Source organism: Massilia oculi (genome assembly GCF_017582745.1).
Classification (GTDB): domain Bacteria; phylum Pseudomonadota; class Gammaproteobacteria; order Burkholderiales; family Burkholderiaceae_D; genus Telluria; species Telluria oculi_A.
This window is the reverse complement of sequence record NZ_JAFVIM010000005.1, coordinates 229,469-242,023: the sequence shown is the minus strand read 5'-3', so window position 1 is coordinate 242,023 and position 12,555 is coordinate 229,469. Positions and strand designations below refer to the sequence as shown.

The 12,555-nt window shown below is 66.9% G+C and carries 15 protein-coding genes; 13 read left to right on the top strand and 2 right to left on the bottom strand.

The annotated features are described in order from the left end of the window. The first annotated feature begins 14 nt into the window (after window positions 1-14). The 13 genes from fdh3B (at window position 15) to J3U95_RS08350 (ending at window position 10,230) form a co-directional block, all read left to right on the top strand. Window positions 15-698 carry a formate dehydrogenase FDH3 subunit beta gene (gene fdh3B / locus J3U95_RS08410; protein ID WP_208278152.1) on the top strand — a complete coding sequence of 228 codons (684 nt, stop codon included), beginning with the start codon at window positions 15-17 and terminating at the stop codon, window positions 696-698. After that, window positions 695-913: a hypothetical protein gene (locus tag J3U95_RS08405; protein ID WP_208278151.1), complete on the top strand. Its 219-nt coding sequence runs from the start codon at window positions 695-697 to the stop codon at window positions 911-913. The genes fdh3B and J3U95_RS08405 overlap by 4 nt, the downstream gene beginning before the upstream one ends. Before the next feature lie 9 nt (window positions 914-922). Further along, window positions 923-2,002 carry a formate dehydrogenase subunit gamma gene (locus tag J3U95_RS08400; protein WP_208278150.1) on the top strand — a complete coding sequence of 360 codons (1,080 nt, stop codon included), beginning with the start codon at window positions 923-925 and terminating at the stop codon, window positions 2,000-2,002. Window positions 2,003-2,011: 9 nt separating this feature from the next. Next, on the top strand, window positions 2,012-2,452 hold the full coding sequence (locus tag J3U95_RS08395) for a hypothetical protein (protein ID WP_208278149.1): 441 nt from the start codon (window positions 2,012-2,014) through the stop codon (window positions 2,450-2,452). Then, window positions 2,449-2,994 carry a hypothetical protein gene (locus J3U95_RS08390; protein ID WP_208278148.1) on the top strand — a complete coding sequence of 182 codons (546 nt, stop codon included), beginning with the start codon at window positions 2,449-2,451 and terminating at the stop codon, window positions 2,992-2,994. Before J3U95_RS08395 ends, J3U95_RS08390 begins: the two co-directional genes overlap by 4 nt. 10 nt (window positions 2,995-3,004) lie before the next feature. Next, the gene (locus tag J3U95_RS08385; protein WP_208278147.1) at window positions 3,005-3,448 is read left to right on the top strand and encodes a DUF3305 domain-containing protein; all 444 of its coding nucleotides are present in this window, start codon (window positions 3,005-3,007) and stop codon (window positions 3,446-3,448) included. Beyond that, on the top strand, window positions 3,445-3,906 hold the full coding sequence (locus J3U95_RS08380) for a DUF3306 domain-containing protein (RefSeq protein ID WP_229519709.1): 462 nt from the start codon (window positions 3,445-3,447) through the stop codon (window positions 3,904-3,906). Before J3U95_RS08385 ends, J3U95_RS08380 begins: the two co-directional genes overlap by 4 nt. Next, a complete protein-coding gene (locus J3U95_RS08375) occupies window positions 3,903-5,579 on the top strand; it encodes a 4Fe-4S binding protein (RefSeq protein ID WP_208278146.1) in 1,677 nt (558 codons plus the stop codon). Before J3U95_RS08380 ends, J3U95_RS08375 begins: the two co-directional genes overlap by 4 nt. 97 nt (window positions 5,580-5,676) lie before the next feature. After that, window positions 5,677-7,365, top strand: a complete 1,689-nt coding sequence (locus J3U95_RS08370; protein WP_208278145.1) for an AMP-binding protein — start codon at window positions 5,677-5,679, stop codon at window positions 7,363-7,365. A gap of 30 nt (window positions 7,366-7,395) precedes the next feature. Continuing rightward, window positions 7,396-7,887 (top strand): VOC family protein, encoded by a 492-nt coding sequence (locus J3U95_RS08365; RefSeq protein ID WP_208278144.1) that lies wholly within the window; start codon window positions 7,396-7,398, stop codon window positions 7,885-7,887. 71 nt (window positions 7,888-7,958) lie between these two features. Then, window positions 7,959-8,465, top strand: coding sequence for an SET domain-containing protein (locus tag J3U95_RS08360; RefSeq protein WP_208278143.1), 507 nt, complete (start codon window positions 7,959-7,961; stop codon window positions 8,463-8,465). Between the two features lie 48 nt (window positions 8,466-8,513). Then, the gene (gene pncB / locus J3U95_RS08355; RefSeq protein WP_208278142.1) at window positions 8,514-9,710 is read left to right on the top strand and encodes a nicotinate phosphoribosyltransferase; all 1,197 of its coding nucleotides are present in this window, start codon (window positions 8,514-8,516) and stop codon (window positions 9,708-9,710) included. 97 nt (window positions 9,711-9,807) lie between these two features. Further along, a complete protein-coding gene (locus J3U95_RS08350) occupies window positions 9,808-10,230 on the top strand; it encodes a DUF4019 domain-containing protein (RefSeq protein WP_208278141.1) in 423 nt (140 codons plus the stop codon). On the opposite strand, the gene J3U95_RS08345 is transcribed toward J3U95_RS08350, so the two are convergent. Next, window positions 10,211-11,266, bottom strand: a complete 1,056-nt coding sequence (locus tag J3U95_RS08345; protein ID WP_208278140.1) for an L-dopachrome tautomerase-related protein — start codon at window positions 11,264-11,266, stop codon at window positions 10,211-10,213. The two genes, J3U95_RS08350 and J3U95_RS08345, sit on opposite strands and share 20 nt — an antisense overlap. Window positions 11,267-11,287: 21 nt before the next feature. Beyond that, window positions 11,288-12,478, bottom strand: coding sequence for a DNA topoisomerase IB (locus J3U95_RS08340; RefSeq protein ID WP_208278139.1), 1,191 nt, complete (start codon window positions 12,476-12,478; stop codon window positions 11,288-11,290). Window positions 12,479-12,555: the final 77 nt, after the last annotated feature.

The window sequence follows — 12,555 nt, the reverse complement described above, 5'->3', positions numbered from 1 at the left end:
CGGAGGAGACCGACATGCCAGCAAGAATGAAATTTATCTGCGACACGGAGCGCTGCATCGACTGCAACGGCTGCGTGACCGCCTGCAAGAACGAGCACGAACTGGCCTGGGGCATCAACCGGCGCCGGGTGGTGACGATCAACGACGGTATCCCGGGCGAGCGCTCGGTGTCGGTCGCCTGCATGCATTGCACCGACGCGCCGTGCCTGGCCGTGTGCCCGACCAACTGCATCTATCACACCGAGGATGGCATCGTCCTGCACAGCAAGGACCAGTGCATCGGCTGCGGCTACTGTTATTACGCTTGCCCGTTCGGCGCGCCGCAGTTCCCCGAGACGGGCCTGTTCAACCACCGCGGCAAGATGGACAAGTGCACCTTCTGCGCCGGCGGCCCGGAACCGGATACCTCGGAGGCAGAGTTCAAGAAATACGGCCGCAACCGCATCGCCGAAGGCAAGCTCCCGGCCTGCGCCGAGCAGTGCGGCACCAAGGCGCTGCTCGGCGGGGACGCCAACATCATCGCCGACATCTATCGCCAGCGGGTCGAGACGCGCGGCTACGGCCCGCAGCTGTGGGGCTGGAAGATCGCCTACGGCAAACCCAAGCGCGGCGGCGAGTACAAGGCCGAGGGCGACTCGCCGCGCGTCAACCAGGACTTGCGCGATTCGCAGAACCATGCGGGGAGGTTCCCGACATGAAGCTCATGAGGATCTGCGCGCTCATTCTGCCTGCGGTGCTGCTGGCCGGCTGCCTCGAAGTGGACCAGCATCCGCCATGGCTCAAGGGCGAGTACGCCGGCAAGAAGGACGATCGCCATTACCAGCGCCGCTTCCACAACGACCGCATGGCCTGGTGGGCCACGGTCGAGAACCGCAACGGCAAGCAGAACGAATACAACCGGGCCAACCCCTGAGGAGGCGATATGCGAGCGAATATCAAGGCGCTCCGCGCCATGCTGCTCCTGGTGGCGGCCCTGGGCTTGTCGACCAGCTGGGCCGGCGTCAAGAACCAGAACGCCACGCCGGCCTATGCCGAGGAGCAAACCATGCTGCAGATCGAGGCCGACTCGGTGGTGCCCGATCCCGGCATGACCAGCTCGGCATCGGGCCGGGTGCACATGGACCGCCACTACCTGGGCCAGTACGGGACCAAGGAGGGCAACGTCATCGTCCAGCGCGGCGGCAATACCTGGCGCCACCTGCGCAACGGGCCGCTGGCGACGATCGCCGGCTTCATCCTGCTGGCCGTGCCGCTGGCGATTTTCGTGTTTTACCGGACCATCGGCCCGGCCAGGCAGGTGGCGGAGGCAGGCCGCAAGATGCAGCGCTTCAACCGCTGGGAGCGCCAGGTGCACTGGGCCACCGCCTTCAGCTTTATCGCCCTCGGCGTCACCGGCATCATCATCATGTACGGCAAGAAGATCATGCTGCCGTGGATGGGGCACGACCTGTTTTCCTGGGTGGCGATCATTTCGAAATACCTGCACAACTTCGTCGGGCCGCTGTTCATCCTGTGCTCAATCCTGATGTTTTTTACTTTCCTCAAGCGTAATTTCTACAACCGCGCCGACTGGCAATGGGTCAAGCAGGGCGGGGGCATCGTCAGTCACAAGCACGTCCCGGCCGGCTTCTTCAATGCCGGCGAGAAGACCTGGTTCTGGGGCGGCGTGGCGCTGCTGGGCCTGATCATGTCGGTCACCGGCCTGGTGCTCGATTTCGCCGTCGGCCAGACCCGCTACGTGATGCAGGTGGCGAACGTGCTGCACGTGGGGGCCGCGGCGCTGTACATGGCGGCCGCGATGGGCCACGCCTACATCGGCACCTGGGGCACTCCCGGCGCCTACGAGGCGATGCGCTACGGCACGGTGGACGAGAACTGGGCCAAGGCCCACCACCAGCTGTGGTACGAACAGATGAAGACCGGCGTCCCGCCCGGCATGGACAAGGACGGCAAGATGGTGCCTGGCCAGGGCGGCCGGCCGCAACCCGGTCCCGCGCATTGAGGAATGATGATGAGACGACGCAATGCATCGATCCTGGGCGCGGTGGCGCTGCTCGCGTGCACGCTGGCCGGCTGCGACCGCGGCCAGTCGCCCGCCGCCAACGGCGTAATCCAGACCAAATACCCGGGACAGGTCTCGGCCGGTGGCATGACCAGCGGCCAGATCATGGCGCGCACGGCGCGGCCGGAAACCGACGCCACCTATGCCGGCGGCACGCCGGGCACCGCCGGCGGTTCGGGCGGCAACACCAGCGGCGCCGAGACCGGCGGCGAGACCCGGGAAACCGGCCAGGGACCGTCGAGCGGCGTCACCCAGCCGTCCAGCGCCGGACGTGAAGGCAGCAATCTGCCGTCGGGCGAGAATCGCCCCACCGCGCCGGCGCCGGGAACTACCGAAGCCCCGGCGGCCAACAATGCCGCACCGCAGGGGCAGTCAGGAGGAACACGATGACGATCACGCGATTGCGCGCCTTGCCGGCACTGGCGCTAGGCCTGGGCTTGAGCCTGGCCGGCGCATCCTGGGCGGCGCTGCCGCCGCCATCGCCGGCGCAAGCCCAGGCCGCGGCGGCGAAGAAGGCCGAGGCCGACGCCAAGGCGGCCAAGGATAAGGAAGCACTGAACGCGTCGATGGACCGGGTCAGCGCCCAATGGCGCCAGCGCGCCGCGCAGGAAGGTTGGACCATCAAGCCGCCGCCGCCCGTGAGCGGGCCGATGGGTGTCGCCGCATCCGATCCGACTCCGGCCAGCGCCGGCGTGCCGGCGCCTGCGCCTGCCGGCGGCGCCCCGGGCACCTCGGGCGCCGCGCCCACCACGGCAGCCGCGCCGCTCGGGGCGCGTGCGCTGCACGCGGCCAATGTGCCGGTCAAGAGCGAGAAGCTGGGCACGGCGCGGCCGAGTGAGGACGTCAAGCAGGGGCCTACCCGCGCCGAGCCGCCTGGCACGCCGCAGACGATGAACAAGAAAGGCATTCCCGAGAACGCCCCCAAACAATGAAGGCACAGCGATGAAAATGGGAAGCATGGCGGTCGCCATCATCATGCAGCGGCGCGCGGTGCAGCACCGCTGGGGCGATATGGACAGCTGGGCCGCGGTGGGCATCGTGCCGGACCGCGGCGAGCTGCCGCGCCTGTCGGTACTGAGCGAAAGCGCGGAACGCGACTACTACCTGGTCTCCGGCCTCGAGCTCGAACTGTACACCGACGAGAACGAAGGCTATTACGAGAACATCATGGCGCCGGAATCGAAGGTATTCGTGCTGTGGCGGATGGAAGACGGCCGCGCGATGCCGGCGCGTGCTTCGGTGAGCTATGTCGAGGGCACGCGCATGTTCGACTCGGGTGAATCGGCCGACGGCGTGACCATGCCGGCCGAGATCTACAGCTGGGTCGCGGGCTACCTGCGCGAGAATTTCACGCCGCGTCCGCGTAAGGGAAGACAGCACGGATGAGCGCGAACACGATGGCCGAGGAAGGATTCCTGCGCCGCTGGGCGCGACTGAAATCGTCGCCGGAGCCGGTGGAGCAGGCCATAGCCGCCGAGGCGCCTGTTCCCGCCGTCGAGCCGCCGCCGGTGGAAGAAGCGCGGCCGCTGCCGACCCTGGACGACGTGGCGCGCCTGACGCCGGAATCCGATTACTCGGCCTTCGTCGCCAAGGGCGTCGACAAGGCCGTGCAGCGCATGGCGCTCAAAAAACTGTTCGCCGATCCGAACTTCGCGGTGATGGATGGTCTGGACATCTATATCAGCGACTACAACAAGGCCGCGCCGCTCACCGACGCCATGCTGGCGACGCTCAAGCACGCGCCTGGTGTGCTTGACCGCCTGCTGGGCAAGGACGAGGTCGAGGACGAAAACGACCCGGTAGCCGAGGGCGAGCCGGGCACGCCAACACAAGGGACCACATGAATATCCGATTCGACGACGGGCCGGCTTCCGACCCCGTCCAGGACGGTCGCGACAGGGCTGCCCGCGTGGCCGCGCTGCAGGCGGCCCGGGATTTCCCCGACTTCGAAGCGGCCGTCACGGTCGACTACCGTTCGCACGGGCGGACGCTGGTGGTGGGCAGCGCGGTCGATGCGCTGCCGCTGGCCGACCGGCTGGCCGGCACATTGTCGGTCACCGTTCTGCTGCTGGACGAGGCGGATGGACAGCCGCGCCTGTATCCGGTGCACAGGGCGCAGAACGTGGCCGTGGCCGGCTGGCTGGGCGCCTTCGAGGCGCGCTGGCGCGCGGCCGGCCAGCCCGTGGGCGAGGGCCGGTTCGACCTGGTACTCGACCTGTGCCCGGCGCGCCTGATCGCCAGCCACCAGCGCCCACACGGCTATTACGCGCCCGGCCAGGACGAGGCGGCGCGCCTGGCCGCGGTCGAGGCCCTGCTGGACATGGTCGGCGACTTCGAGAAACCGAAATACTTCAGCTATAAGGAGCGCATCTGCGCCCACGGCCGCAACGGCATCCAGGCCTGCACCGCCTGCGTCGACATCTGCTCGGCGCAGGCGATCGCCAGCGACGGCGACCGCGTGAAGGTCAACCCCTACCTGTGCGCCGGCTGCGGCGCCTGCGGCACCGTGTGCCCGACCGGGGCCATGAGCTATGCCTACCCGCCGGTGCCGCTCACCGGCAAGCGCATCCAGGCCGCCCTGCGCGCCTTCCGCGAGGCGGGCGGCGCGCAGCCGGTGCTGCTGCTGCACGATGCGCAGGGACAGGACGTGATCAACCGTCTTGGCGACAGCGTCCCGGGGCGCATCCTGCCGTTCTCGCTGCACCACGTCGCCTCGACCGGCATCGACGTCTGGCTGGCGGCTCTGGCCTACGGCGCGGCCGGCATCGCCGTGCTGACTACGGGTGACGAGGCGCCGCAATACGTGCAGGCGCTGGGCGAGCAGATGCACATCGCCCAGGCCGTGCTCGATGGCCTTGGCTATGCCGGGCCGCACTTTCAGCTGCTCCAGTTGGGGAATTCTCGACTGGAGGCGGCCCAGGAACTGGCGCTGGCCCTGCGCCATGCGCCGCGCGGCGACACGCCGGCGACGCCGGCCGTGTTCCACCTGTCGGCCGAAAAACGCAACACCCTGGATTACGCCCTCGACCACCTGCACCGCCACGCCCCGCAGCAGCCGCCGCACATCGGCTTGCCCGTCAGGGCGCCGTTCGGCGCGCTGCTTGTGGACCGCCAGGCCTGCAGCCTGTGCATGTCCTGCGTCGGCGTCTGCCCGGCCAATGCGCTGCAGGACGGGCAGGGCGCGCCGCAACTGCGCTTCATCGAAAAGAACTGCGTCCAGTGCGGCCTGTGCGCCAATACCTGCCCCGAGAACGCGATCGCGCTGCTGCCGCGCATCTCGTTCGCGCCCGAGCGCATGACGGCGGTGGTCCTGAACGAATCGCAGCCCTTCCACTGCATCCGCTGCAGCAAGCCGTTCGGCACGCTGCAGATGGTCGAGAACATGCTCGGGCGCCTGGGCTCGCACCCGGCGTTCGCGGCCAACCTCGACCGCCTGCGCATGTGCGGTGATTGTCGCGTGATCGACATGATGGCGCCCACCGACGAGATGCAAGTGACGCCGCTGCGTCGCAACTAGCGCGTCACCACCGACAGAATCGGTGGCAGAATGGTCGCAAGGCGGGGGCGTCAGGCATCCCGCCATCCACATGGCATAGCGACCAGGAGACCCCCCCATGACGCCAACCCAGCGCTTCGTGCAGGCGCGCGACTTCCTCCAGCGGCACCGCCTCGACTACGACACCGCCTATCGCGATTTCGAGCAGCCCGGGCTCGATCGCTTCAACTGGGCGCTCGACTTCTTCGACCACCAGGCCCGGGACAATCACGCTCCCGCCCTGTGGGTGGTCGAGGAAGACGGCAGCGAACGCAAGATCTCCTTCGCCGACATGGCGGCGCGCTCGAGCCAGGTGGCCGAGTACCTGCGCAATCTCGGCGTGCGGCGCGGCGAGCGCGTGCTGCTGATGTTGCCGAACCGGGTCGAGCTGTGGGAAATCATGCTGGCCGGGATCAAGCTGGGCGCCGTGCTGGTGCCGACCACGATGGCGCTGGCGGGCGACGACCTGGCCGACCGCCTGGAGCGTGGACAGGTAAGCCACGTGATCGCCCAGGCCAGCGAGGCCCATAAATTCGAGGCGCTGGCCGGCAGTTACACCCGGATCGCGGTCGGCAGCGCGGGCGACGCGGCGGCAGGCTGGCACGACTACGCGGACAGCGAGAACGTCGCCAGCGTGTTCGTCCCGGAAGGCGAAACCCGCGCCACCGACCCGCTGCTGCTGTACTTCACCTCCGGCACCACCGCGAAGCCGAAGCTGGTGCTGCACACCCACCAGAGCTATCCCGTCGGCCACCTGTCGACCATGTACTGGATCGGGCTGCAGCCGCGCGACGTCCACTGGAATATCAGCGCGCCCGGCTGGGCCAAGCATGCGTGGAGCTGCTTCTTCGCGCCGTGGAACGCGGGCGCCACCGTGTTCGTGTACAACTTCGAACGCTTCAGCAGCCGCGCTGTGCTCGACACGCTCGTGCGCTGCGGCGTGACCTCGCTGTGCGCGCCGCCGACCGCCTGGCGCATGCTGATCAAGGAAGACCTGGCCGTCTGGAAGCCCGTATTGCGCGAGCTGGTCGGCGCCGGCGAACCGCTCAACCCGGAAGTGATCGAGCAGGTCGAGCGCGCGTGGGGCATCCGCATCCGTGACGGCTTCGGCCAGACCGAGTCGAGCTGCCAGATCGGGAATTCGCCGGGCCAGCCGATCAAGCCGGGCTCGATGGGCCGTCCGCTGCCGGGCTACCGCATCGCGCTGCTCGACCTCGACGACCGGCCGGCGCTTGAGGGCGAAATCTCGGTGGAACTTGCGTCGAATCCGATCGGTCTCATGGTCGGCTACGAAGGCAACGAGGAGAAGACGTGGGAGGTGATGCGGGCCGGCCACTACCACACGGGCGATACGGCGAGCGTGGACGGCGACGGTTATTACTTCTATGTTGGCCGCAACGACGACGTGTTCAAGTCGTCCGACTACCGTATCAGCCCGTTCGAGCTCGAGAGCGTGCTGATCGAACACGAGAGCGTGCTGGAAGCGGCGATCGTGCCCAGCCCCGACCCGCTGCGCCTCGCCGTGCCGAAAGCCTTCGTGACCCTGCGCGCCGGGGTGGAGCCGAGCCGCGAGATGGCCGCCGCGCTGTTTGCCTTTAGTCGCGAACGCCTGGCGCCTTACAAGCGGATCCGGCGCATCGCCTTCCGCGAGCTGCCCAAGACCATCTCGGGCAAGATCCGGCGCGTCGAGCTGCGCCGCGAGGAAGCCGGGCGCGACGCCGGTGCCGCGGATGCCGTCGAGTACCGCGTAGAGGATTTTCCCGGCTAGCCTTACGTAAAGCCTGACAGGAGAACGATCATGCAACTGCACGCGCCAATCCAGCCCTGCCTGTGGTTCGACACCCAGGCCGAGGAAGCGGTCAAGCACTATATCTCGATCTTCCCCGATTCGCGCATCACGCACGTGTCGCACTACAGCGCGGCCGGCCATGATGTGCACCGCATGACGCCGGGCAGCGTGATGGCGGTACAGTTCGAGGTCGACGGCCAGCCCTGCATCGCGATGAACGGCGGGCCGCTGTTCCACTTCACCGAAGCCGTCTCGTTCATGGTGATGTGCGACAGCCAGGAGCAGATCGACTATTACTGGGAGCGCCTGGGAGAGGGCGGCGACGAGGCGGCGCGCCAGTGCGGCTGGCTGAAAGACAGGTTCGGGTTGTCGTGGCAAGTGACGCCGACCGAGATCATGTCCTTGATGGCAGGTCCGCAAGCCGACGCCGTCATGACGGCCCTGCTGCCGATGAAGAAGATCGAGGTCGCCGCCTTGCGCGCGGCGGCCGGACTTTCTTGACGAAGAGTGCGGACAAGGCGCGCCGATTGCCGCCATAATGGATGCATTCCCTCAATCTTATTCGGCATCAGATGACCAACAAGAAAAGCGCCAAAAAGGGCGGCGGCAAATCTGCCGATAAAGACCGTATGTATGAAGTGCGCCAGTCGCCGGTCCACGGCAACGGCGTCTTCGCGCGCCGCCCGATCGCTGCCGGCGAGCGCATCATCGAGTACAAGGGCCAGCGCATCAGCTGGGACAAGGCGACCCGGCGCGCCGAGAAGGCGGGCGGCCCGATCAACCATACTTTTTATTTCAGCCTGGCCGACGGCCGCGTGATCGACGGCGGCCGCGACGGCAACAACGCGCGCTGGATTAACCACGCCTGCACGCCCAACTGCGAAGCCTTCGAGGACGATGGAAAGGTCTTTATCCACGCCATGCAGGACATCGAGGCTGGCGAAGAGCTCAATTACAACTACGCGCTGATCTACGACGAACGCCACACACCCGCGCTCAAGAAGCTGTTCGCCTGCCGCTGCGGCACCCCCGATTGCACCGGCACCATGCTGGCTCCCAAGCGCCGTACCAGGAAGTAGGCGACAATACAGCCTGCCGCGCCCGATGCGCAGATGCCTGGAGCCTTGATGAAACCCGTAGTCCGCAGCCTGCTGGAATCCGATCTTTACAAGTTCACGATGTGGCAGGCCCTCCTGCACAGCCATCCCGGCGCCATCGGCGAGTACGAATTCCGCTGCCGCAACGAGCCGGCCTATCCGCTGGCCGAACTCAAGGAAGACGTCGAGCGCGAGCTCGACTACCTGTGCGGCATGATGTTCACCGAGGGCGAGGTGGCCTACCTGCGCAACCTGCGCTTCATCAAGAGCGACTTCGCCGACTTCCTCACCCTGTTCCGCTTCCAGCGCAAGTTCATCCGGGTCGACACCGACGGCCCGCACCTGACGATCCGCGCCAGCGGTCCGCTGGTGCACGTGATGGGCTTCGAGATCTTCGTGCTCTACATCGTCAACGAGCTGTACTTCCGCCGCTTCGACCAGGCGGAGGCCCTGGCCGAGGCGCGGCGCCGCCTGCAGCAGAAGATCGACGAGCTGCGCGCCTTCGGCAAGGAGGCGCCGCGCGCCAATCCCTTCGAGTTCTTCGACTTCGGCGTGCGCCGCCGCTATTCCGGCGAATGGCACGACGAAGTGGTGGCGACCATGGCGCGCGAGCTGCCCCAGTACTTCAAGGGCACCTCCAACGTGTATCTCGCCTATAAACTGAAGCTGACTCCGATCGGCACCATGGCCCACGAATACCTGCAGGCCCACCAGTCCTTCGGCACCCGCCTGCGTGACTTCCAGAAAGCCGCTCTCGAGAACTGGGTGCAGGAATATCGCGGCGACCTGGGCACGGCCCTGACCGACGTGGTGGGCATGGACGCCTTCCTGGCGGACTTCGACCTGTATTTCGCCAAGCTGTTCGACGGCCTGCGCCAGGATTCGGGCGATCCGGTCGTGTGGGGCGAGAAGGCGCTGGCGCACTATGCCAAGCTGCGCATCGACGCGCGCACCAAGCGCCTGGTGTTTTCCGACTCGCTCACGGTGCCCAGGGCGCTGGAGCTGTACCGTCACTTCGCCGACCGCGTGATGACCGGCTTCGGCATCGGCACCAAGCTCACCAACGACACGCCCCATAAACCGCTGAACATCGTCATGAAGCTGGTGCGCTGCAACGGCCAGCCGGTGGCCAAGCTGTCCGATACCAAGGGCAAGTCGCAGAGCACGGACGAGACCTTCATCGCCTACTTGCGCCAGGTGTTCAACAAGTACGACGCTGGCGACTGAACCCTGACGAGGGCCGCGCTGCGAAATTGTGTGAGATTTGCGGCGCCGGGACGCGCTATGCTGTCGGTTTGTCGATTCTTTCGAGACGGAGTCCGCCATGAAGCAGCTCGCACCCATCGCCCTTGCCATGATGTTCGCCATGCCCGTCGCCGCCGTGCATGCGCAGGAAACCGAGCACACCAAGGCCGGGGTGGCGGCCGCCGAGCAGTGGCTCAAGCTCGCCGACGCGGGCAATGGTGTCGAAAGCTGGCGCAGCGCCGGCACGGTCTTTCGCAGCGCCGCCACCGCCGAGCAGTGGAACGGCATGCTGGCGGGCGCGCGCGCGCCGCTGGGCGAACTGAAATCGCGTACCCTGGCCAATGCACGCTATACCCGCACCTTGCCCGGCGTAGCGGAAGGCGACTATGTGATCATCCAGTACGGCGCCGTGTACGCCAACCGTCCCGGCGTGACCGAAACCTTGGTCACGTCGCGGGAAGCCGAGGGCGGCTGGAAGGTGATCACTTACCTGATCCAGTAAGTTTCCACAGCTCGGTCGGCAGCGCCGCCGGCGCGTCCGGCTTGAAGAAGCTCGAGTCCTGGATGTGCGAGGTCGTCACGTAGATCGTGCCGTCCGGCCCCTGGGTGAAGGTATCCGGCCAGCGCAGGCGTTCGTCTTGCACGACCACCCGCAGCTCGGCTTGCGGTCCCCCGTCGAGGTCGCGCATCTTGATCGCATCGTCCTGCACCGAGGTCAGGTACATGCGGTTGCTGCCGCGGTCGAACAGCAGGCCGTCGTTGACGCCGTTGTGGCCAAATTCCTCGACCGCATCGCCGACGTCCTCGCCTTTCAAGCCGCGCTCGATCAGCACTTGCGTGGAGATGCGGTACAGGGTATCGCCCTTGATCGCCTGCCAGTACAGCCAGGCGCCGTCGCCAGAGAGTTCGATGCCGTCGGCCGAGAACTCGACCCCGCGTCCGTCCGGGCGGCGCAGCACCTCGCCGTCGTACGTGACGTTCAATCCCTTCTTCATCTGGGTAGACGGGTGGCCGTCGAGCAGGCGCACCGTCTTGTCGTGTTCGAGGTCGACCACCAGGATGGCGCCGACCACGCCCGAGTCGGTGATGTAGGCGTATTTGCCGTCGTTCGAGAAGCGCACGTCGTTGAGGTAGGATCCCTGGGGCGCTGCGTCCTCGTCGAAGGCGATCGTGCGCACGACCTGGTCGCCCGCCAGGTCGACCTGCACCAGCTTGGCGCCGCCGGAGACCAGGTGGGCCTGGGCCGGCGCCGCCGGGTCGAGCACCCACAGGCTGCCGCGGCCATCGGCCACCACGCTCTGCACGCAGACCCAGTGGTCGTTTGGCGACACCTCGTCCTTGCGCGCATTGCGCCAGGCATTCCATTCCTGGTCGGGGTAGGGAAGCAACTCGCCGTCCGCTTTCAATTCGGCCACCGAGACCGCGCTGTCCTCGGTCCAGCGCGGGAAGTTGACGAAAATGCGGTTGTCCTCGGACACCGAGACGCCAGTGACCTGGTGTTCGAAACGGGCGACGAGTTCGATCTTGTATGCGGTCATGCCAGTCCTTTCGTGATGCGCTCAAGCCGCCGCGCGGGCGGTCGTGCGCGATGGTTTGCGGGGCGCGGCCTTCGCCGGCGCACGCTTCTTGCGTGACGCCGGGGGGCGTGGATGATCTTGCAACTGAGCCTGCTCGTGGCGCAGGCGCTGCTGCAGCATGGCCAGCACCGCCGCTTCCTCCGGCTGCAGGGCGTGCAGGTCTTCCTGCAGCGTCTCCTCGGTGCGCTCGCGCAGCACCTCGATCGCGGCGCCGTCGAGATAGGCGTCCAGCACCGCCGGGTGCACATAGCACTTGCGGCAGATCGACGGCGTATTGCCGAGCTTTTCGGCCACCGACTCGATCGCGCGCACGATGTTCTTCTTGGCCTGGGCCTCGGAATCGAACTTCTCGAACTCCTGCAGGGCCAGCGCCGCCAGCACCGTGCCCGACCAGGTGCGGAAATCCTTGGCCGTGTAGTCTTCGCCGCTGATGGCGCGCAGGTAGTCGTTGACGTCGCTCGAATCGATGGCGTGGGTCTCGCCTTCCTCGTCCACGTACTGGAACAGTTCCTGGCCCGGCAGGTCGCGCGAGCGCGCGACGATGCGCGCCAGGCGCCGGTCGTGCACCTTGACCTTGTGATAGACCCCGCTCTTGCCGCGGAAGCTGAACTCGACGTCGCTGCCGTCGACCTTCGCGTGACGGTTACGCAGCGTCGTCAGCCCGAAGGATTTATTGGTGCGCGCATATTCCTCGTTTCCGACCCGCATCATGGTCGCTTCGAGCAGGTAGACGATGGTGGCCAGCACTTTTTCGCGCGGCAGGCCGGGCAGTTTCAGGGCGCGGTCGACTTCGGCGCGAATGGCCGGCAGCGCCTCGCCGAACTTGAGCATGCGCTCGTACTTGACCTCGTCGCGCGCCGTGCGCCACTTGGGGTGGTAGCGGTATTGCTTGCGGCCGCGGGCGTCGCGCCCGGTGGCTTGCAGGTGGCCGTTGGCCTGGGGGCAGATCCACACCTCGCTCCAGGCGGGCGGCACGACCAGGCTCTTGATTCGAGCCAGCGTCGCTTCGTCGGTCACGGGTTCGCCGTGGGCGTCGAGATAGCGAAAGCCATCCTTGACGGCTTCGCGCCGGATGCCGGGCCGGTCGTCATGGACGTAACGCAGGCCGGCCGCGCGGGCGGCGGTGGGTGGATCGCTGGGGACGCCGTCGGCGCTTGGCTTTTCACTGGGCATGGCAGGTTCGCTGATAGGTGGATCTTCCAGCCGATCCTACCTATAGCTTCCCCCGTTCACTGTACGCGAAGTAACGT